Here is a 20,241-nt window from a genome sequence, read left to right as displayed (position 1 = left end):
AGCTTACTTGGCGCCTGTCAAAAGCTTTAAACAAATACAGGCTAAATAACTTACATAGATAAAAACCACTAAGGTATTTTTACATATTAGTTAAACGTTTAATAATAAATAGGGTCCATTAGACCCTATTTAAAATATTGCGACTATCATAAAGTTGTTAACGAAACAGCCACCATCAAAAAGACAAACGAAGCGACTAAATATGAAATGATCCCTACAGGCTTCTTAAAGAACTCCGGTAATTGAGGCCATATTTTCTCTTCAGCCGTCACGTGTCTGTAATAGTCATAACATGCTATTTGAGCACATATAACATTTGGTACCACCCAAAAAATCACAGAGGGGAAGGTAAAACCCATTAATCCCTCAACTATTGAAAGCAACCCGTTGAAAACCCAAATACTCGCAAACATGAAGCCGGCTTTCATCCACATTTTTTTGAACAAATAATATAGAGGCCCAAAAAACAGAACGAAAAAGTTTAGCGAAACACTTATTCGGTCTGAGTTCGATAGTCCTTTAAATTCAGGTGTTTTCATAATAGAAAACATGGATTGAGAATCAGCGCCAAGCTTTTTGAGTAATTTAAAACGTTTTAGCCACTTTTCTGACAATTGGTATTGCTCAAAATCAGATGATGATTCTGGCACAGTAGAAGTCGATCCCGGATTAGTAGATTCTGTATTTGTTGTTTCACTCATTATTTTCATCCCTATAAATTTTGCTCTGAAATATTACATTGCCAGCAGGCAAAAAAATCGCTGATCTCAGCTGAGTAATCCACGCAATTCCTTTTGCTTGTGATAAATCTGGCAGTGCGACTGCGGCCCTAATTAAGTGTGTGTGCCTATGGCCCACCATACTTGTACGAAACCAAAACAAACTGTACACAATTCAACCATGATTATATTAATAAATGTTCAAATGATGATAATTCATAGACAAGCTTAGATAGCTTTCAAACTTTCTAGGACTGAAAACCACTATGCACAACGAGAAGTATGTTGCATTTCATATCAACTCCCCCCTGTTGGAGTGGGTAATTCAAGATACAGCAGCTATGCAGAAGCAACAATCATTTTTTGTCGAGCACAATTGCAAATGATAGCCGAGAAAACATGCATTCTTTGCAATGTTATTTGAGCAACAGTCTGTTGCACAGACTGTCAAAAGTTAAAGCCCCAGCTAATGCTGAAGCTTTAACTTGTGTACCTATTAATAAGTTTATTTTTGGTTAGCCAAGTGGTGTTACGTTTAGCCTTGAGCCCGGTGCAACAGTGTTGTCGCTAACTGTGCTTGATTGGGTATCAACCGGAACCACTGGTGCTTGGTTGATAATGCTCACAGACGCCGCATTACCCGATGCGGTTTCCATTTTAAAGGTCGTTGTCTCAACAACTAGCGTTGTAGGTGAAGGCACTAGAAGTTCACCGGTTACAGAAATTGTTCCCGTGACTTCAACTTCACTTTGGTTGTTGACCATGATACTGGCAATTGAATTTGCAACAGTAGTATCACTTGAGGATTGACCTACCTCATAGTCGTTAATTGCTTCAGTGAGATTTTCAGTTTTGTTTGAAAATGAGCCGCTGCCACCTCCTAGTAGCCAACCAAAGATCCCTCTTGTTGAAGAGCCTGCTGAGGTGTATGTAGCGCTTTCCAGCTCTTTACGAAACTGGCTGTTTCGCTGATATGAATCACTACGTTTTGCTTCATCTACAATCTGGTCAAAAGTTTGCTGCGTAATTGAGACCATTTTGATTTTAACATGCGCATCTACCTTTGCATGATAACCTGGCGATACGGAGACACTTGTTGCCGAGCCATAACCGTTCTCCATTTTTAGCTCGTTGAATTTTTGATTTTGACTAGTGCCAGATAACGCGTCGCGAGATGCTATAGGTAATGATTGATGTTCAAAGTTAGTATTAGCCAATACATTTACACGAATGGACATATTATATTCCTTTTAAATAATGATCAGTAAGTGATGCATTTCGCAATGTTGTGCAAGTAAAAAACAACAGAGCACGAATTCCACAGTGCTGTACACATCGTTCCAAGCTAGCAGTTTTGCTAGCTGTGCTTCAAAGATAGAGTGCGGATTAATAATTACTATTACATATCATTACATCTGACCTGATTGTGAATCCGTGAGCAAAGGTAGTGACCAGACTGAGGATATTTCTGTTTCTTTAGACTTTTTAAATTTTGTTTAATTCATGGGATTAATTTAGCCAACTATAAATCTCAAAAGCACTGTTTAGAACTATAATAACTAGCACTCCAACATACGCCATCACGGCTATCAGCCTCTCATCAGTATTTTTAGGGATATCGTTTAACTTTTCTACCATAGATACTCGAATACCCTTTCCATTAAAAAAGTTAATTAAATTATAAGAGCAATAAAAAAATACAAAAGTAACCATGATAAAACTTAAAAAGCTCGATGGTTGAAAGTCAATTATTATAATTGCCACATATATTAAATAACCAAAGATAATAATTAAGTATAATTTTTTAATCATCTTTTAGAAAACCCATTTGTAGGCGCTGAACCACTTGCTATATAACAACACTTCCAACTGGTACGAGCCCCGTTTTTCATTAATGCAACAAAAGTTCTGATACTCAATACAAAACCTATTACTCTTGAAAAATCTTATCTACAACAGCGCTACCAAATAAAAATCGATTTATTTACAGGAAACATAATACCTATCTTCGATACTGACTAACACTAGTTTTAAAATCCCGATGTAGGCCATTGAAGTCATCTCGTGTGTATGGAGCATAAGAAAAAACACTACCCGAATTCAAGTTCTATCTACCACGATAGATTCACTTAAGTTGACATAGATAGAGCATCCATATGTGTCAACTATATCAGGGCTTTGGGTTGGGTTTCTTTTATATTTGTTATTACTCTATTTTGAATAATCTATCATTTATAATTAATTCAGATTGTTCTGATAACCCAGGGAATTCTTTAAAGTAAGTACACCCTGCGATAGTACGAAACCTATCAAGCAATAAGCCAGAAACAGTGGAAATGCTTACAAGCTCACCAATAGTAAAGTCTGCTAAGAAAACAGTAATGCTATCTTTGGATTCACGACTTATACTTGAGTATATATCTGCGTTAGTACAAGCTTCAGGTTGAAAATATTCGTACAAGGAACGTTCTCCCTCATTCTCATAGTATAATGCTACTGATATTTCCTTTAAATCAATTGCGCATTTATCAATCATAACTTGAGATTGGCCATGGATTCCTTTCACAAAAATACTTTTGCCACACAACTTGAATTCAACGAGTTCTGAGCCTGGCCTTCCTTTTAATACATGTAGCGCTATCAACTCAAACTTTCCATCGCCTCTGTCATATACATTAAAATCGGTTAATCCCAGTTTTTTCCCAGCCAATGAAACGGGTGATAAAAATAGAAAAGTCGCCAGTAATAATTTAATCTTCATTGGGAACTAATACCCACTGTAAATTGCATTTTTCATACCCCCGATATTTCTTTAAATATTATTTATAAAAGAACTATGTTAGAATATAGATATAAACAACATTTAACATGACAACCACTTATACCAACTTTTTAAGCCTATTTTATAAATGACGACACACATTGAGATAAGTGTCATTTATTTATTATGCTCGTCAACCTGTACTTAATCTCCTATATAGAAAACAACTTGGGTTGACATACTCGGAGCATCCATACTTTCAATTTAATATTTCTTAAACCTCTGAATTTAGAAAAATCTTTTTATAAATTCAGTTACCATCTCTTTCCCTGTTAATGAGTAAAAAATAAAAAGTAAGGCAAAGAATGTTGAAGCCATTAGCTGAATAATAATCACGGAAATAGAATCATTATAGACAAATGAAAGTAAAACCCCCACAATTCCGGACAACCCCCCTAGCATTGCTGATAATACTCTAAAAAACACTACAATTAACCTCGGTTATATTTAATTCCAACACTTGAAAACACCCAATATATAGAGCTGTTTATAGTTATTTTAGAAGATGAAAATTAAAGTATGACATCAAAAAAATTATACAAACACATTGTGATAGCCAAGAACTCGCAGCTCACTTTCTCTATATTAAAAACACAACCTTGTCTTTTTTTGAATACGTGTTTTTTTACAACATAGCAGGATTTGATTGGTACAAACATGGCCAAAATTAAAAAATGCACAGGCCAAAAAGCATGTGCATTTGTTACTTTCAAAATAGGCCCTAATTATTTATGAGCGCTTTTGCTCTTCAATCCATGTGTTCACGCGTCTTTCAAGTATAGATAATGGCATGGCACCACCGCCTAAAATTGTGTCATGGAAGCCTCTGATATCAAATTTTGCACCGAGTTCATCTTTTGCATGCTCTCTCAGTTCAAGAATTTTAATCATACCCACTTTGTATGATGTAGCCTGTCCCGGCATGATCATGTAGCGACGAATTTCTGAACGTGCCGCGGTATCATTTATTGGTACGTTATTCATAAAGTAAGAGACGGACTCTTCTTCAGACCAGCCTTGTGCATGAATACCTGTATCAACAACCAGCCTAACAGCACGCCACATCTCATTAGATAAACGGCCAAAGTCGCTATATGGGTCTTTATAGGCACCCATTTCTTTCGCTAGTAATTCTGAATACAATCCCCACCCTTCAGAATATGCAGTAAATTGTGCTTTAGTTCTAAACTCTGGGATCCCTTCTAGCTCTTGTGCAATAGACAATTGCATATGGTGACCCGGGTTGCCCTCATGATAAGCAATCGACTCCATTGTATTTTTAGGCATCGATGTCATATCAATCAAGTGAGCATAATAAACCCCAGGGCGAGAGCCATCTTTGGTACCAGGCATATAGTGCTGCGCCGCTCCAGGTTGCTCGCGAAATGCTTCAACTCGTTTAACGACTAATTTTGACTTAGGTAATATCCCAAAATAGTCTGGTAGTTTTTTGTTGAGCTCATCTAAATAGGCAATAGAATCATCAATGTACCCTTGCCTGCCTTCATCGTTGTTCTCATAGAAAAACTGCGGGTCACTGCGGAAAAATTCAAAAAACTCTTTTAAAGAGCCTTCAAAACCAACTTGCTCAATAATTTGTATCATTTCGCTTTTAATACGCGATACTTCATCAAGACCAATCTTATGGATCTCATCTGCGGTTAAATTGGTTGAGGTTTGATCTGCCAGCCTGTAATTATAAAAAGCCTTACCATTTGGAAGGTCGCCAACACCATAACCATCTTGTTGCTTCAAGTTAGCCATATCTTGCTCAAACCAATTTATAAGAGCTGTGTAAGATGCTTTAAATTCACCTTGCAACGCAGCTTTCGTTTGTGCAAGCAACGCATCACCTTGTGTTTGACTTATCTTTTTATCATCAATCAACTTTTGCACTTTGCGTTTAGCATCTGACCAAAGGGGTGCATCTTTATCGCTTTCGATAAATGGAGCACCATTGATGATACTTTTAGATTGGTTAATAACCCCTTCATAGGTAAATTTAGGCGGTCTAATACCTTTTTTCGCTCTAGATTGAGCCTGATCAAGCAGCTCAATAATTGCATCAGATCCTTTAACTAGGCGAGTGTTGTACGCATGCATGTCTTCTATCGTTTCAACTTTATGGTAATTAATCATAAACTGGACGAAAAACGACTGAATACCAAACATATGATTAAACACGTATTCATTTTCAAAAAACTTTGCTTGCTGCTTTTCTTGCTCATAGTCATAAAGCCAAAGATCATAAGAAATCTTAGCCTCATCATCTAATTTGCTGTAATCAAATTGCGATCTTAATTCAGCTACGGTACCTGCCAGCCAAGCTAACTGGCGCTTCTGGGACTGCTCAGACACGTCATCGATTTGGTCATATTTATCTTTTCGACCATAAATCGTCATCATAATTGGGCTCATTTGCATTTCTTGTTCGTACTTTTCTGCAAACCAAGCATTTAGTCTTTGTGTCTCTGCCTCTACGGCACTTTGACTGTGAATTTGTGCTGTAGCATTGACTGAATTAGTACCGGTGCTAGCCTTATTCGCTTGACATCCAGCTAACACTGCCACGACAGAAATTGCAATAATGGATTTGTACACTGTAGGTATCTCCTTTAATTTTTTTAGCTACAGTAAATAAAAACCACATTTATTCCAATATATTAGATAAATTTAAATGTAACTAAAAGTGAATTAAGTTACAAAAACCACCCAACTTATTTGTCGTAAAATAATCAATTAACTCTGTCGTTTTTGACTGAACAGAATTGATATAAACAGAACTGATATAAGATGTTATCGCTGCTTCATAAAGGCGACCGCAAGACCAGTGCTGACAAAAGTAAACCCTGCCGAAATATTTAAGCCCTGTAACACTTTGGGCCTATTTACCAAAAACTTCTTCAGCTGCGTCGAAAAAACGCCCATTATTCCAAAACCAAGCGTGGTCAGTAACGCAAACCAAGCACCATATATCATCATTTGAATAGAAACACTGCCTAAGCTGGGGTCGATAAACTGCGGTACAAACGCAAGTACAAAAATCCCCGGCTTTGGATTTAATGCCGCGGAGAAAAAGCCAGTGGCAAAAATGGTTTTATATGACTTTGCCTCAACAGACTCTATAGTAATCAAGTTGCGATTAAGAAGCACTTTAATGCCCAGCCAAACTAAATAGCTGGCACCGATGAATTTGACGATGTAAAAAGCAATATTTGAGGTCTGGATCAATAACGTCAATCCAGCAGTCGCTGCAAATACATGAAATAAAATGCCTACTCCAGAAGCACTGGCAGAAATACAAGCTGCTAATCGCCCTTGGCTTATTCCACGAGCGATTGCCAAAATGTTATCTGGCCCGGGTGAAATAACGAGTAGAAGACATGCTGCGGTATATGCAGTGAATACATCGAAAGGAAACATAGGCCCATCCTTGTTATTAATTTAGGTAAGAGGGCTTATTGCATTAAAAGTTCAAATATAGTCATTACAAATGCAATAATATTGACTGCCGCTCACTTTTACGCATCTTTTTGACAACTAACAAGAATGAGTTGTCGATCATGCGCTCTATCTCTCCTTTAGGCACTGTGCCATCAAGAATAACCGTGTTCCAATGTTGTTTATTCATATGATAGCCGGGAATAACAGCGTCAAAAATATCTCGCAACGCTTGAGCCTCGTCAGGGTCACATTTTAAATTTAACCACCAATGTCCACCTTGCGACTGACGCATTTTTTCTAGTGCAAGTGTTGCATACATTTTATCTTTCACTTTGTATACATCCACACCCTCACCAAATGGTTGACTAACGCTACTAAATGGTTTTGCTAAAAGATATTCATGCACAGCCTTTACACAACTCATTGTCTATTCCTTACCAACAAAACTTACTTGCGAAACATTGAGTAGAGCAATGAGCACTGAATCTTGATTAAAGAGTTGACTATATTTTTTTGCCAGTAAATTAGCTGCTGCAATATCTTCAGCAGAGGCATTATAAATAGTGACTACTTTTGAATGCTCTTTCTTACCTTTGTAGTAACCGACTGCATCCACAACACTAAAGCCTGCAAATGTTTTCGCTAGCTGGTTTGATTCAAAATGCTGCCATTGACTTGTCGTAATATGCCCACCTGTTGGGATGGACAACCCAAAATACATTTTGAGACCTTCACTGCGCGCTTTCACCTTAGCAGTTGCTGTTTCTGCAAGACTTTGTTTTTTTGCCTCACCAATACTGGCACAACCAGATAGTAATAAGATCGCAAGGCAAAAGCTTAAACTAAGCGTTCGCATATTCATTCCTTAAGGGTTATATGGTTTAGATGTGGATCAATGATAAACCATACAAGATGCTGAAAAAGCACTCAAGAATAATTTAGAATGGAGGGGCTATGATGAAGCAGCACGGAATATGCTGCTTCCAACGAACATACTCAAGCGTGGAGCTTTAAGTATTTCTTAACCTTTTTCATCGCCATTTTTTGTTTTAACGGTGAAAGATAGTCAATAAATAAATTGCCATGAAGATGGTCAATTTCATGCTGCATTACAATGGCTAAAAACTCATCACTCTCAATTTCAATTGCATTACCGTCTCTGTCTTGCGCTGTCACTTTTACTGATGTGAAACGCTCAACCTCTGCGAAGTAGTCGGGCACCGATAAGCACCCTTCTTGGCCTTTTTCTTTATTCTTGCCTTCAGATACCTCAGGATTGACCAAGATGAGAGGGTCATTACGCTCATCTGAAATATCAATAACAACGACAGCTTCTTCTCTACCCACTTGAGTTGCAGCCAACCCTATGCCGTTACTTGTGGCGTACATGGTCTCTAACATATCATCTATCAGGCTCTGAACAGAATCAAAATCAGTTACTTTTTTTGCTTTTATTTTTAATCTTGGATCGGGGGCTGTTAAAATTTCTAGGACTGCCATATTTTACTTGTTTACCGTAATTTATATTGAAAAGTTCAAATGACTCAGCGTCATTTTATATATTAGGGTTCTAGTTGCAAAAGTGTATTTGCAACGCTGCTGGCGGATCAAACCTGCAGCAGCGAATTTAAAGGAATCAATATATAAAAGCAATTTAAGACCGAAACGTATCATTTATTTAGCTAGATACAATGTATACCTTGCTATACGACTACAACATAGAATCACTGTAGGCAAATAAAGAAGGTGCTCCACCTGTGTGCCAAAACATTACCTGTTTATCTTTTGGAAGCTCTCTTTTTTGAATTTTATCTACCATGGCAGCAAAAGCCCTTCCCGTGTAAACGGGATCGAGTAAAATCCCCTCTGATTTAGCCAATAGTTGGATCGCTTCTTTTTCTTGTGCAGTCAAAACACCATAACCCGTCTCTAAATAGCCCCTATCCAGCACTACATCATCAACTTGATAACTTTGCGCCAAATTTAAAAATGAGCACATTGAATTTGCCAGCTCAGCAACTTGCTGTTGAAAGCTATGGGCTTCGTTTTCAGCTTTATCAATCTGTATGCCTGTAAGTTCATATTTATGTTTCAATAAAGACTTGGCTATCATCAGACCTGCATGTGTACCACCCGAGCTTGATGCAAAAAAGATATTGCTTAAATTATCAACACCTATTTGTGTCGAGAGCTCAAAACCTGCTTCTATAAACCCACATGCCCCTAACTCATTCGATCCCCCATACGGTATCACATACGGTGAGTGCCCCGATGCTTTCAAGGTATCGACGAGATTAGGAATGTCTTCTCCTTTTCGATTTTCTTTGGTGAAGTGAATATGTGCACCAAACAACTCATCAAGTAATAAATTACCATTAAAATTGGCAGGTTTTTCTCCTCCTAATAAAAGATGACAATCTAACTCCAATTTCGCAGCAGCTGCGGCTGTTTGTCTGCAATGATTGGACTGCTGAGCACCTGCAGTTATTACCGTATCACAGCTTTTTTTAATCGTATCTCCGAGTATGTACTCAAGCTTTCTTGTCTTATTTCCACCAAGAGCAAGGCCTGTCAGATCATCCCGCTTCATTAATATATCAGGACCACCTAATACTCGGGTAAGATTTTCTAGTTTAATAACTGGTGTTGGCAGATAGCCTAGTTTGGCTTTTGGTAAGTGTTGCAAGATTGAGAATTTTTGCATGATTAAGTCAGCTTTACAGTTCATTAATACACTCTTTTTAACACAGTGTATAATTAGCATGCAACATTTCAAAAATACGCGTTTATAATAGAATGGTAAATTTTATTTATATTAATGATACAGCTTAAATAAATAGTGATTTTTGAAACAGTATAAATCGATTACTCCAACAAAAAGTCTAAAGCTCGTTTTGATGAATAGTAGATGTTTATATATATTAGAAATTAATAACTAAAGACTTTAGTGTAACTGTCGATATGTAACCAATGACAAATCTTCTGTATAAGGATTATGTAATGAAGATAGCAAACCAAACCAATTTTCCGCCACCAGCCCCAAGTAGCGCACCAAACAAGAATCCTTCATCTATGGATGCTAAACCCATTACTGATGAAGTAAAGACACTAGCAACGGTATACGTTCAAAATAGATCACATGACGACCAACATATAATCAATGACCCAAATGTTGGTGAAATGACGCTTGAATCCCATACCTACGACCCTGAACGACTCAACAAAGTCTCCCAGACGTTGTATTTTGGCGGTGTAGCGGACCTATTTAGAGGTATGCAAACACACTACCAATCATTTATGAGCGAGTTAAAAAACACAGCTCCAAAACTCGCCGAGTCAACAAGCTGGGGATTTTCGATTGATGAAAAAGGTGAATTTGTCGTCAATGGCACCATCAGTGACGAAAATAAAAGCTATTTAGAAGAAAAGCTAAATGCAAATGAAGACCTACTTGAACTTGCAAAGCAAGTTCCTGCCCTATTCATGCAAGGTTTAGCGTACGACAGAGGAGCTGATGGCAAAGGCCCAGCTTGGGGGAAATTCGATGTCAATGCAGAAAACTTTAAAGACATCATAGATTTTAAAGAGGTGTTCGATGAATCTTACAGCTCCATGGGAGACATTAGCTTTTTCAAGGGCAACTTTGATGTTTTAAAATACGCGCAAAATGTGGCTGATCAACTACATAATAAAGCTGAGGCCAAATTTGGTTACTAACAAAAAATAGTTTTTCGGACAATATGGGCTTTGTCCTTTATTAATCATCAGTAAATACATTTACGTTGTTAAGTCGATTGGAAAAAGCCTTACTCATTTATATTAAAATAATTAATGACAGCTCTGTCACTGCTCTTACTCTCATTGTTATAAAACCACTACGACTTAAGGTTTTCGACAATTAAAGATATAGTTAGGATCAAAACCTATAAATTATTTAATTAAATAACCTATACATACCTATGTACTAACTGCAACGCTAAACAATTACATAACTGTTTCGTCCTTAAAGTAACTTAAACAAAGGAGTAAACTTATGAAGCAGTTCGCTTTCCTATTGATGTGTGCCTGTAGCTTTTTGGCCAATGCCTCTTACCTTGACTATAAGTATGAACATCTGCCTACCGAACATACCATTTCCTCTTCCACACTCGGTGAAGAGCGTACTGTGTGGGTCATTTTGCCTGAAGGCTACAATGCGCCAGAAAATAGCGACAAGCAATATCCCGTTATTTACACCACTGACGGCGAGAACTTACAATATTTAACCGGTCACAATATGTGGTTCTTATAGCGCTCAAACATGCTGCCAGAAGCAATTTTGGTCGCTATCAATACTCGTCATCACAGAGCGCGCGATTTAACCCCAACAGAACCTAAAAATAGCCCAATTCCAGTCGCAACCGGACAAAGCCACCAACTAAAAGCCTTTATCAAAGATGAGGTTATCCCGTTTATTGATAACACATATCGTACAGATGACTTTAGAGTGCTGTCTGGTCACTCTCTTGGCGGGTTGTTCACAATCACTAGCTTATTATCAGAGCACATGCAGCCTCTATTTAAAGGCTATGTCGCCATTGACCCTTCACTGTGGTGGGACGATGGTATCGTTGCAAAGTGGGTTGAAGCAGCAGAAGACACATTTGATGAAAAAGCTTTCTCTGTCTATATCGTAGCTGCACATGAAGAAAACATTCCTCCTGAGCATCAAGCGCTTTACTTGCAGCACATCACAGCAATCGATGACGCCGCAAACAGCCTGATTGACACAGATGCGACCACAATTCGATACGACATTACCCATGACGAAAACCATCGTTCAGTATTACATGTCGGTGTATTTAGAGGATTAAGAGAAGTCTTTAAATGCTACCCAAGCGTTTGCCCTAAAGCTGACGAAGATGAGTCAGAACAGGACTAAGCAAGGACTGATAAAACACATTTGGCCTGCCATACATTGAGGTGCCCCTTGCACCTCTTTATACAAAGATATTAACCAATAAACCCATCGTGCTGCTGACCTTCATCACCAATTTCGTGCCAGCAGGCTTTTGAACTTACCCACATGTGGTGAACCACCTTAGCACCCGCCAAATCGTCATTGGCGATTAATCCTACCGGCACGTACATTCGCTGCTCATCGTTTTTACCAGGGAGATTTGACCCGCACTGCGTACAAAAACTACAAACCCAGTCGTGGTTGGGTTTATGCCAAGTTTTGATTTTGTCGGTACCTGTCAGCCAAGCAAAGTGTTGGTTATTAACCACCGCAACTGACACACCATTTCCGCCACTTGCTTTTCGACATATTGAACAGTGACAGACATAAATGTCCGTTATTGGTAAACTAATTTCAAACTGCACCGCATTACAATTACAACTACCTTTAACCATCTTCATCTTATTACATCACATTCTATCTGTTTCTATTGTATAAACATTTTTGCACTTTAAACACTATTGATAACGCCTGATCTTAGCGAACATGCCATTCCTTTTCTAAACTTAGAACACCCGTTTTGATAGGCACAGTACTATGGCGTTTAGCACAGGGCTATTGATCCTACTATTTGTGATCTTCGCACTCTTTATTGGCGCATTTGTACGTCATATTTTAAAAGGTACACAAGTCCCCTACACTGTTGCGCTCTTACTGCTAGGCATTGCTATCGGGTTGCTACAAAGAGCAGACTTATTTAATGCATACGCCCCAGAATTTGGCCAAAGCTTATCTTTGGTTGCCGAAATAGACTCTCACCTATTCTTATATCTGTTTTTGCCAACGCTCATTTTTGAAAGCGCATTTGCCATGGAGGTCCATTTATTCCGGCGGATGTTTACGCAAATCGCTATTTTAGCCGTTCCAGGTTTAATGCTCGCGATTTGGTTAACAGCCGAGCTCATCTTTGCCATTGTGCCCGATGGCTGGGGCTGGAGCTGGGCCATTTGCCTGATGTTTGGTGCTTTGATCAGTGCCACAGATCCTGTGGCTGTCGTCGCGCTGTTAAAAGAGGTCAGTTCTAGAAAGCGTCTTGAAACCCTCATTGAGGGTGAGTCGCTGCTTAACGATGGCACCGCAATTGTGTTCTTTTCACTTTTTTTTGCATGGGTTAGCGCCACTTACAGTGGTGATATCAACGCTGGACTTTCATCTCCTTTGCATGTCACAGCCGAGTTTTTACAAGTCGTACTAGTAGGTCTAGCAATAGGTTTGGCTGTTGGCGGTTTATGTATCATATGGATAGAGCATGTATTTAACGACCCAATGATCGAGATCTCTTTAACCATAGCAGCTGCCTATTCAGTTTTCTTTATTGCAGAGAACTTTCACGTATCAGGGGTTGTTGCAGTTGTCACGTTAGCCATAATGTTTGCAAGTATCGGTCGAACTCGGATCAGCCCCGAAGTAGCAGGATTTTTACATCATTTTTGGGAAATGATGGCCCACATGGCCAACACACTCATCTTTTTACTGGTTGGCATATTGGTCGCTATCCGTGTACCACTGAATGATATGCAAGCATGGAAAATGCTGGCATTGCTTTACGCTGGTATTTTAATCATTCGGGCAATCTCTATCACCATGTGTATGCCGGCCCTAACTAGATTAGGTATTGGTATTAATTTTCCAAAAGCAGCGGTACTGTGCTGGGGTGGACTGCGCGGTGCCGTGTCACTAGCCTTGGCGCTGGCCGTGGTCGCCAGTGATGTCATACCAAAAGAAATTGGTGATCGGGTGCTGTTTTTATGTGCAGGCATCGTGGTCTTAACCATATTAGTCAACGGCTCCACGATGGGCTGGTTACTTAAAATACTCGGCTTAAACTCATTACCTCCAGCAAAACAAGCAACTGTAGACAAAGCCCAAGGCACAATCAGTAATGAGCTACACGAGATGCTGCCTGTGATGATGACCAACCCATTTTTGCAAGGCGCAGACTGGGAAACCGTAAAGCAAAAATCGCAGCTACAAGCACTCAATGAAACTGAATCAAATAATAAAATAACTACAGAAGAGCTCAACACGGCATACAAAAGGCGATTGCTCGAGACTGAACGCAAACATTACTGGACGCAATTTGAACAAGGGATGTTGAGCAAGCAAGCTACCAGCAAATTAGTCGAAGCGGTTGAATCAGCCCTAGACGGTGAACCCCAAATTAGCCCAAGAACTTCCATTTATACGGTATGGCAAACCCCCAAATGGTTGCAACCACTGAGGCAATATTCATGGTTAAACAAGCTCTTATTGACCTTTTATTTTAAGAAACTTGCCTTGGGTTACGATATTGCTCGGGGGTTTATGCACGCACAAGAGGCCCTGCAAAGTCATGTGCAAACCTTAGCCCCCAGCCAGTCTGCTGCCGATTTAGTGTTAAAAGATGTCAAAGATAACAAAACACGCACACTTGAGCGTATGAACGAATTACATGAGAGCTTCCCAGAAATTATTCAATCCCTGCAGACACAAGCTGCGACTAGGTTGTTGCTCAATCGCGAGCGCGCAGTCATCAATGCACAACTTAAGCAAGCTGTGTTAGATAAGCCCGAAGCTCAAAGGTTATTAGCATGCGTTGAAGACAAAATGGCCAATCTCCAAAATGAGTCAATCTTCAAAACGACCAAGCAACAGCAATTTACTAATGATATTCCATGGGCCAAAGAGTTACCGCTTGCCACACGTGAAAAATTGTCCGCTTTTGTAGAGCATCACGTTTATGAAGCGCAGCAAGTAATTTGCAACGAAAATCAGCCACTATCGAAAATTGGCGTTATTGTGAGAGGAAGCGTTAAAGAACAATGGAACGTATCATCAGGTAATGACGTAAAGCACACTTGTACAAATAAAGGGCCGGGCGAATCAGTTGCTCTAACAGCATTGCTAAGCGGTGCATGCGCTACCGACATTACCAGTGACACACCCTGTGATATTATGTGGCTACCTTGCGACAAGCTTAAGCAATTAATGCAAAATGATAGCCAATTAACCCAAGTAGTTTGCAAGTTAATGCAAGAATATACTAGCTAATTGTTTTAGATTTATCCGTTTCGCAAATGCGTTCTAGTTGCTCAATTAACTGCATAACAGAGTGTTGGCTATAGACTTTGATTCCTTTGGACCTGAGCAGTTGTGCAGTAACGCCGGCACCGGTCACTTTCTTACCAGAAAAAGTGCCATCATATATTTTTTCGCTTCCGCAAGATGGGCTACCCTCTGCCAAAACCGCGAATTTTATTTCTTGTTGCAAACAAATTTGCAGCGCTTGATGGGCACCATCTAAAAAGGCATCAGTCACATCAACTCCATCATCTCCAATAACACGCGCTTGTTGGTGGATGACATCACGCCCCTCGCCTCCGATAATTTCCGCAGGCGCTCTAGGTATCGGTAAACCAGCAGAGACTTCTGGACAAAAGCCAACAAGCTTAACGTTTAGATCTAACCAACGCTTATCTGACTTATCCAGCGATAAGCTACTTCCGTTATACCTCACTTTATTACCCATTAAACAGGCGCTCACAAAGACCTTTTGCATCCATACTCCACATTTAAATACTGCACTAACTTCTATATACCCATAAAAAGTACACATAGCTCATTATAGTAGAGTAGTTATTTAACACTAAAGAAATATTTATTCTTTAATGAAAGAATAAACAGCTAAAACCACCTAATTCATAGTATTAAAAAAAACAACATGCAACTTTGATCCCATTTTGCATACGTATTCAATGGAATGTTCCTCAAAGCGCCTTATATTGTAAAACTCATGTAAATGAGAGGCGCAATAATGAAAAATATAATACTACCAATCGTCGCAAGTGTTTCGGTACTTGCATCAAACAGCACCTATGCTACGCCTAGTAACACCGGTGCACCAACAACATTTGTTCACCTGTTTGAGTGGTCTTGGCCTGATGTCGCCAAAGAATGTGAAACCTTTTTAGGGCCACAAGGCTATGCGGCAGTTCAGGTTTCACCGCCAAGTGAACATATCACCGGGAGTCAATGGTGGACAAGATATCAACCTGTTAGCTATCAACTTGTCAGTCGCGGCGGAGATAGAGCTGCGTTCATCGACATGGTATCTCGATGTAAAGCCGCAGGGGTCGATATTTATGTAGATGCGGTGATAAATCATATGGCACACGGAAGCGGTACAGGGGTCGCGGGCAGTCAGTTTGGTAACAAACAATACCCCATCTACAGCCCAAATGACTTCCATCAAACCTGTGCAATTAACCCTGAAGATTACGGCAATAACCCATGGCGCGTGCAGCATTGTGAATTAGTTGGGTTGCACGACTTGGACACCGATGCACCTTATGTGCAGTCGCAGCTTGCAAATTACTTAAATGACTTGCTTGATATTGGCGTTGCGGGCTTTCGTTTAGATGCAAGCAAGCATATGCCTGCGAACGACATCGGCGATATTCTCGGTAAACTCAATAAGCAATCTGTGGTGTTCCAAGAGGTCATAGATCAAGGTGGTGAAGCTGTTCAAGCTTCCGAATACTTTCAAAATGGCTTAGTCACCGAGTTCAAATACAGCATTAAACTCAGCGAAACTTTTAAAACAGGACAGCTTGCTTGGCTTAAATCTTTTGGTGAGCAATGGGGCTTTATGCCAAGCTATAAAGCCGTTGTATTTTCTGATAACCATGACAATCAACGCGGGCATGGCGGTGCTGGCTCTATAGTCACCTTTCACGACGGCAAACTATATGAACTGGCCAATGTGTTCATGCTTGCCTACCCCTACGGCTATCCAAAAGTAATGTCTAGCTATGAGTTTAATGGTGATACCGATGCCGGCGGCCCAACTGTGCCCGTTCATCAAGGTAATAATTTAAATTGCAACGCACAGCAATGGCAATGTGAGCACAGAAAGCCCTTTATTGCAGGCGCGATGCGCTTTAGAAATCACACCAATGAAGACTGGTCAGTACAAAACTGGTGGGACAATGGTAATAATCAAATTGCTTTTTCGCGCGGTAATTTAGGGTTTGTGGCCATCAATAGAGAATCAAACAATATGAATGTGAGGTTGGCAACCGGTCTCCCTGCGGGCACATATTGTGACGAGCTTTCTGGCGGTAAAAGTGCGGGATATTGCAATGGCAGATCAATTACGGTTGATGGCGATGGCTCTGCTCAAATATCACTGTCCTCTATGGATGCAATCGCGATCCATCACCAAAGTATTACCACAGATACCCCTAATGACGGCGACGGAGATTGGCAAAGAACCGTTGTATTTATAAAGGCACAAACACAAAGCGGCCAAGATATGTTCGTACGCGGCGGCTTGGACCACAATGCAGCGTCACAACGTGGATTGCAATGCGACCAAAACCCTGTACTTTGCCAAATTCCAATTAGACACCTAAACCTCAGAAATCAAACCACTGCACCATGGAAATCCGGAGATACCTACCTTGACTGGCAGTCATCTGAACCTGGTCAATCAAATCAAGCCCAAGGGACTGCTTTAGATTGGACAACCAATGTTTGGCCCGCAAATTGGGGGGAAAAGAAAACCTACGATTTACATGGATTTGGTGAGTCAGATTTAAACCAATGGGGCCCGCACTACTGGAAACTGGATGTAGAAATGGATTGCAGTCAAACTCACCAAGGCTGGTTCGAACTAAAAGCATTTGTCAAAAATGGTCAAGGATGGGAAAGTGATATTCTCCAAGCAAACCGACCTTATGCTAGCAATAACCACTTCGCGCAGTGTGGTAAACTAAACGTATTTGAGTTTGGCAAAAACACCCACCTCATACAGGCTCTCTAGTGTTAAGATAACACCTTAAAATTTGTGTATGGCAACCGTTTTTGGTTGCCATTTTGCATACGTATTCAATACGATTATTACCATAAGACCGATATATTGTCTTTCTCAAAAAAATGAGAAATATAAGAATGAAAAATAACCGACTCCCTACCCTAGCTGGACTTGCACTCATTGCATCTACCAATGTGAACGCATCGGGGCATACCACTAACACATTTGTACATTTATTTGAGTGGTCTTGGCCCGATATTGCCACTGAATGCGAGACGTTTTTAGGACCTCAAGGTTACAAAGCGGTTCAAGTGTCACCGCCTAATGAACATATCGCAGGCGATCAGTGGTGGACAAGATATCAGCCCGTCACTTATGAAATAAACAGTCGCAGTGGCGACAAAGCGCAATTTGTCGATATGATAAAGCGATGCAAAGCGCAAGGCGTAGACATCTATGTCGATGCAGTGATTAATCACATGGCCCACGGTAGCGGTAAGAGTATTGCTGGCAAGTCTTATGGCAATAAGCACTACCCCATTTACTCTCCTAAAGATTTCCACAAACCCTGTGCTATCAAAGGCTCCGACTACGTAAATAATGCGTGGCGCGTGCAAAACTGTGAACTAGTTGGCCTACATGATTTAGATACTGACTCTGTCAGTGTTCAGGCAAAAATCGCCAGTTACCTAAACAAACTTACAGGCTTAGGCGTGGCAGGATTCAGACTTGATGCCAGTAAACACATGCCAGTTGAGGATATCGCTGCAATTTTAAAACAACTCAATGACTCACCGCTTATTTTTCAAGAAGTCATAGATCAAGGTGGTGAAGCAATCACATCAGTACCGTATCTCAGCAACGGCATGGTCACAGAGTTCAAATACAGCGTCAAACTGAGCCATGTCTTTAAACAAGGGAAGCTTGCTTCACTGAAGACCTTTGTAAAAGACTGGGGTTTAATGCCCAGTGAAAAAGCCATCATATTCACAGACAACCACGATAACCAGCGCGGTCACGGTGGTGCTGGAGACATCGTCACGTTCAAAGATAAAACGCTGTATGACCTTGCTAACGTATTTATGCTGGCCTATCCGTATGGTTATCCAAAAGTGATGTCCAGTTACGAATTTAACGGCGATACCGATGCTGGCGGGCCAAAAGTGCCTGTTCACCAATCTGGTAACCTCAACTGCCAAGACACCTTGTGGCAATGTGAACATAGAAAACCTCTGATCGCCGGCGCAATGCGTTTTAGAAGTTACACGGCCGACAATCCAACCATCTCAAATTGGTGGGACAATGGTAATAACCAAATTGCATTTACACGTGGAGATCTGGGTTTTGTCGCGATTAATCGCGAAGATAAAACAATGCACGCTACGCTTCAAACCGGTTTACTACCCGGCACATATTGTGATGAGTTGAGCATAGATATCAATCAAGGGCCGTGTATAGGGAAATCTATCACTGTTAACCAAGACGGTACCGTTTTAATACAGTTAAAACCAATGGATGCAATAGCCATACATCACCTTGCACGATTGAAGTAGTATGGCCTTTGTGCAAATCGCTATTGTGCGAAAGGTTAATGACACAGCGCCAAGCGCTGGCATTCTTTTCGCGCAAGGTGTTTAACGTGCAAAATGTAATGACTGCGAGCGAAGCGAGTACGTTCAATTTGCGCAAAGTGAATATCGTGTGAAAGGTTAATGACACGGCGCGAAGCGCTGACATTCTTTTCGCGCAAGGTGAAATGAGCCATTTTAACCAAACAAAAACAATACCCCTATTAACCCAAAGCAGATCCTCTGCTACGTCATTCCGGACTTGCTCCGGAAACCATAGAATAGTCACAGAAAAAATAGGTCCTGAATCAAGCTCAGGATGACAAAGTGATTAACGTGCGAAAAGATAATGTGTACTAGCTCATATCTGACTTACTGCTTAAGTGAATAGAGTTCGACTTCATCTAACAGGCACCTATGAGCGAAAAGCGGACGATCGTTATAATTCATTTTTGGACAGAAACGTTTTAAGTCGTCTGTACTAGGTGAATTTCGCGTAAAAGCTTTGTAACGCTCTGCTAAACGGCAATAAAATAGCAGGCTAAAATTGGCGACGAAGGAGCACAAGCCTGCTGTTTTGTGTCCAAAAACAAAAATGGACAGACATATTTTAAAAAGCTAAAAAAATTCCAAGATATCATTCCAAAACAATGGGCTCTTCATTATAGAAAATTTGTGCCTGTCCTATTTTGGTTTCTTGACTAAGCAATATTCACTCAGAACCCTTGATACATATCTTAAGTGGATTTATTCCTATATTCACAGTCATGGTAGAAACAAAAACGCATACTGAAAAATAGTACATAAAATTAGTGGAAAATGAATCAGGTACTTATTGCTCTCAAGAGTAAAGCCTGCGAATTTATAGTTAAACCTTTGGGCATTTAAAGAATAAT

Annotated in this window: 14 protein-coding genes and 2 pseudogenes; 5 read left to right on the top strand and 11 right to left on the bottom strand. The window is 40.1% G+C overall.

The genetic code is table 11. The features are described 5' to 3' along the window. Positions 1 to 146 precede the first annotated feature (146 nt). The 9 genes from QNM16_RS03945 to QNM16_RS03905 all read right to left on the bottom strand — a co-directional run bounded on the left by QNM16_RS03945 (position 147) and on the right by QNM16_RS03905 (position 9,712). A complete protein-coding gene (locus QNM16_RS03945) occupies positions 147 to 701 on the bottom strand; it encodes a DUF2628 domain-containing protein (protein WP_284019286.1) in 555 nt (184 codons plus the stop codon). Positions 702 to 1,234: 533 nt separating this feature from the next. Further along, positions 1,235 to 1,957: a hypothetical protein gene (locus QNM16_RS03940; protein ID WP_284019285.1), complete on the bottom strand. Its 723-nt coding sequence runs from the start codon at positions 1,955 to 1,957 to the stop codon at positions 1,235 to 1,237. 968 nt (positions 1,958 to 2,925) lie between these two features. Next, positions 2,926 to 3,480, bottom strand: a complete 555-nt coding sequence (locus QNM16_RS03935) for a hypothetical protein (protein ID WP_284019284.1) — start codon at positions 3,478 to 3,480, stop codon at positions 2,926 to 2,928. Positions 3,481 to 4,269: 789 nt separating this feature from the next. Further along, positions 4,270 to 6,141, bottom strand: a complete 1,872-nt coding sequence (locus tag QNM16_RS03930; RefSeq protein ID WP_284019283.1) for a DUF885 domain-containing protein — start codon at positions 6,139 to 6,141, stop codon at positions 4,270 to 4,272. A 195-nt stretch (positions 6,142 to 6,336) separates the two neighbouring features. Then, complete coding sequence (locus QNM16_RS03925) at positions 6,337 to 6,963, bottom strand: LysE family translocator (protein ID WP_284019282.1); 627 nt, start codon at positions 6,961 to 6,963, stop codon at positions 6,337 to 6,339. Positions 6,964 to 7,027: 64 nt separating this feature from the next. Then, on the bottom strand, positions 7,028 to 7,408 hold the full coding sequence (locus tag QNM16_RS03920) for an MmcQ/YjbR family DNA-binding protein (protein WP_284019281.1): 381 nt from the start codon (positions 7,406 to 7,408) through the stop codon (positions 7,028 to 7,030). Positions 7,409 to 7,411: 3 nt separating this feature from the next. Beyond that, on the bottom strand, positions 7,412 to 7,840 hold the full coding sequence (locus tag QNM16_RS03915) for a DUF3574 domain-containing protein (RefSeq protein ID WP_284019280.1): 429 nt from the start codon (positions 7,838 to 7,840) through the stop codon (positions 7,412 to 7,414). A 140-nt stretch (positions 7,841 to 7,980) separates the two neighbouring features. After that, positions 7,981 to 8,484: a peptide deformylase gene (def, locus tag QNM16_RS03910; RefSeq protein ID WP_284019279.1), complete on the bottom strand. Its 504-nt coding sequence runs from the start codon at positions 8,482 to 8,484 to the stop codon at positions 7,981 to 7,983. Positions 8,485 to 8,695: 211 nt separating this feature from the next. Continuing rightward, the gene (locus tag QNM16_RS03905; RefSeq protein WP_284019278.1) at positions 8,696 to 9,712 is read right to left on the bottom strand and encodes a D-cysteine desulfhydrase family protein; all 1,017 of its coding nucleotides are present in this window, start codon (positions 9,710 to 9,712) and stop codon (positions 8,696 to 8,698) included. Positions 9,713 to 9,984: 272 nt separating this feature from the next. Between QNM16_RS03905 and QNM16_RS03900 the strand changes: the two genes are divergently transcribed. Continuing rightward, positions 9,985 to 10,701, top strand: coding sequence for a hypothetical protein (locus tag QNM16_RS03900; protein ID WP_284019277.1), 717 nt, complete (start codon positions 9,985 to 9,987; stop codon positions 10,699 to 10,701). Positions 10,702 to 11,017: 316 nt separating this feature from the next. Next, positions 11,018 to 11,905 (top strand): annotated as a pseudogene (locus tag QNM16_RS03895) (alpha/beta hydrolase). Positions 11,906 to 11,976: 71 nt separating this feature from the next. Here the strand turns inward: QNM16_RS03895 and QNM16_RS03890 are convergent. Further along, the gene (locus QNM16_RS03890) at positions 11,977 to 12,384 is read right to left on the bottom strand and encodes a GFA family protein (RefSeq protein ID WP_284019276.1); all 408 of its coding nucleotides are present in this window, start codon (positions 12,382 to 12,384) and stop codon (positions 11,977 to 11,979) included. A 136-nt stretch (positions 12,385 to 12,520) separates the two neighbouring features. Between QNM16_RS03890 and QNM16_RS03885 the strand changes: the two genes are divergently transcribed. After that, complete coding sequence (locus QNM16_RS03885; RefSeq protein ID WP_284019275.1) at positions 12,521 to 15,013, top strand: cation:proton antiporter; 2,493 nt, start codon at positions 12,521 to 12,523, stop codon at positions 15,011 to 15,013. On the opposite strand, the gene QNM16_RS03880 is transcribed toward QNM16_RS03885, so the two are convergent. After that, positions 15,006 to 15,521 (bottom strand): 2-thiouracil desulfurase family protein, encoded by a 516-nt coding sequence (locus QNM16_RS03880; protein ID WP_284019274.1) that lies wholly within the window; start codon positions 15,519 to 15,521, stop codon positions 15,006 to 15,008. The genes QNM16_RS03885 and QNM16_RS03880 overlap by 8 nt on opposite strands. Positions 15,522 to 15,776: 255 nt before the next feature. Between QNM16_RS03880 and QNM16_RS03875 the strand changes: the two genes are divergently transcribed. Both QNM16_RS03875 and QNM16_RS03870 read left to right on the top strand, forming a co-directional pair. Then, complete coding sequence (locus QNM16_RS03875; protein WP_284019273.1) at positions 15,777 to 17,786, top strand: alpha-amylase; 2,010 nt, start codon at positions 15,777 to 15,779, stop codon at positions 17,784 to 17,786. Between the two features lie 128 nt (positions 17,787 to 17,914). Next, positions 17,915 to 19,324: pseudogene (locus tag QNM16_RS03870) on the top strand (alpha-amylase); the annotation flags it as partial. Positions 19,325 to 20,241: the final 917 nt, after the last annotated feature.

The organism is Pseudoalteromonas umbrosa (assembly GCF_030125375.1).
Lineage (GTDB): Bacteria > Pseudomonadota > Gammaproteobacteria > Enterobacterales > Alteromonadaceae > Pseudoalteromonas > Pseudoalteromonas umbrosa.
Note: the sequence above shows the minus strand (reverse complement) of the source record. Positions and strands in the feature narration are given on the sequence as shown.